At 53.6% G+C, this 2,671-nt stretch carries 2 protein-coding genes; both read left to right on the forward strand.

Features of this window, described 5'->3' with window-relative positions:
• Nucleotides 1-1,256 (forward strand): c-type cytochrome (locus RMSM_RS23750; RefSeq protein WP_040769187.1); only part of this gene is annotated, 1,256 nt, incomplete at its 5' end.
• Nucleotides 1,257-1,649: 393 nt separating this feature from the next.
• Nucleotides 1,650-1,943 (forward strand): hypothetical protein, encoded by a 294-nt coding sequence (locus RMSM_RS23755; RefSeq protein WP_008702505.1) that lies wholly within the window; start codon nucleotides 1,650-1,652, stop codon nucleotides 1,941-1,943.
• Nucleotides 1,944-2,671: the final 728 nt, after the last annotated feature.

Below are 2,671 nucleotides of genomic sequence, written 5' to 3' on the forward strand. Positions count from 1 at the left end.
ACAACTGGGACTCGCCTGCGGGACGCGACATCGTTTGGCGAAGTCGGTCCCGGTTGGCACCCGGCTATCTGGTGGACTTGTTGCAGGATCCATCGACGAGTGAAGCAGAGCGAGCACGGTACCTGCGTGCATTCGATTTCCATGATGCACCGGAAAAAGAGATAGCACTGAAACGTTTGATCGCCTCGGCTGCAAATTCGGATTCTGCGTCGGAAGGGCCGAGTGACGAGTTGGTCGTCGAAGCGGTTTTGCGACTTGGTGATTTCGACTTTGATAGTAGCGTCTCTGCGAAACAGTCGGTGCTCCGCTACCTGCACACCTATCCGGGAACAGACGCGTATTTCGATCTGCTGCAACGTTTCCAGTTCGCTGAAATGGCGGATGACTTGTTCGAGTTCAGTTTGAAGCATCACGACCAAACGAGTGGTGTTCGCGCGGCGGAAATCCTGTTTTTGATGGATCGTCAATCGCTGCTGCTCGATGCAATCCAAACGGATGATCTGGCTCGCCGTGTTGCCGCGGTCACACTCGTCGGGCTTGCCGGACGCAACAAAACCGTTTCGCTATTGCTGCCAGTAGTGACGTCGGACGGTTTATCTAGCGAAGTTCGAGTCGCCGCGGTCGAGGGAATTTCGCGACGTCCCAACGGACGCAAAAGATTGCTCGATTTGGTAATCTCTCGAAAATTACCCGACGACTTAAAATTTGCTGCCGCGAATGTGCTGTTGTCCGATGAAGACGAAGCGGTTCGTATCGAAGCCGCGAAATATCTCGAGCTTCCCGCGACTGCGGATAGTCAACCTCTACCACCGCTGAGAACGCTTGTGAAACGACGCGGTGACGTGGCCGCCGGTGCCAAGGTGTTCCGTAAGCCAGGGACGTGCATCAACTGTCACAAAGTGAATGGCGAAGGAAAAGAAGTCGGGCCGGATTTGTCCGAGATCGGTAGCAAGTTATCGCGGGAAGCGATGTACGTATCGATTCTGGACCCCAGTGCAGCAGTCAGCCATAACTTTGAAACCTATAGCGTGTTGACCGAGGACGGTTCGGCGATCACCGGATTGTTGGTCAGTGACACAGCGGAATCGGTCACACTACGCAATGCCGAGGGGATCGATCAAACGGTTAACAAGGACGAAATGGAGATTTTTCAAAAGCAATCCAAGTCGTTGATGCCGCAAGATCTGCAGCGGTTGATGACTGCCGATCAACTCGTCAACCTCGTCGAATACACCCTAACGCTAACAAAAAAGTAGCACCGCGAATTCCAACTCGCGTTCGTCCTCAAAGTCGCTCGTCTTCTTCGTGGACTAAGGCAACGAGTCCCCGCCGCCAACCAACGTCGAAGTGAACAAGGCCACACCTACGGACGGCTTGCGAGGTTTTGCCAATGGAAAATCAATCGTGAAAAACATCGAATCCGCCAGGAGCGTCGCTAAGCCTACGCACATTTGGCACGCCCGAATACAAAACGACTACGATAAACCGAAATTTTTTGCAGCAACGAGCTGTACCCCGAGAACAAAAAACGAGTAAATTCAACAATCCCGTTAAGCGTGCCTCCATCGTGGAGCCTCGTACCCCTAAAGTACGACACGTTGTCGTACATAACTACGTTGTGCGACCTACCGCATTCTGTAATTTCGTCGATGCCAGAGAATCCCAACACATTGACCGTTGATTGCAACGATCCGTCTAGCATCGTCGGCGTCGTGAATTCGCTAATGCCGTTACACGATGTTGACACCCGAAATCGATTCAACGGCATTAAGCTTGGTGTGCTTCAGTCCGAGGGTGTAACCGGAGTTTACAATCGGTTCAATGGCCGAACTGTAGCTGACATTCTCGCGACCGAGTCGCCGCACTCGCTCGGCAAGCCAATTGACACCGGTGAACAGGACGACGTAAAGTTCTCTCTCTACGATCCTGAGACCGAAACGTAGGATTCCGGTCGCACAACATGGTTTTTACGCTAGGCCTTCGGCACACCACTGTCGTTTGTTCAAGCCGCCCTCCGGTGGTAGAATCTCTAGTAGTTCAGACATCGTTCGCTTCGTTTAGGGCGGTGTCGTAAGAACCTTCCGTTGTGTGACGCAGGCTAATCGAATGGAATGGTTGCACGAAGAGCCCTACCCGTGCTTTCGCCTCGATCGAGACGAGACCATCCGCGCCAATCTGCTCGCACGCGACGCTACATTCATTGACGGCTTCCTCGAATGGCGAGCCGAACTAGTCCTTCGTGATCAACTCGCATTGACTGATTGGCTCTTTCGCTTCGGTACTGAATACAACGACGGTTCTCGGTGGGCTGACGTTCTCGGCGCTGCCGCGCTTGGAGCCGGTTCCGAGGTGGCAACTTACATCTGGTCGTTGCGCAACGACAAATGGTGCGGGCTTGGCACCAAACTGTTTCCGTGGCTTCCCTCACTCAATGCCGCGCGTCAACTAGATGCGTTTCGACTTGCGGCGGCGTTTTTCGCAATCAACGAGTGCGAACGCTACGAACTCTGCCGTGCGCACGGTGGGTGTTCGCACTGGTGGCACGCGATCTCGTAGTTCAGCGTCACACAACATGGTTTTTACGCTAGGCCTTCGGCACACCTTCGCTTGTTTGGCAACGGGCGCTGGCGTTGGTACAATCTTTCGTGATTCAAACTCCACCGCTTCGTTT

It is taken from the genome of Rhodopirellula maiorica SM1 (assembly GCF_000346295.1).
Classification (GTDB): domain Bacteria; phylum Planctomycetota; class Planctomycetia; order Pirellulales; family Pirellulaceae; genus Novipirellula; species Novipirellula maiorica.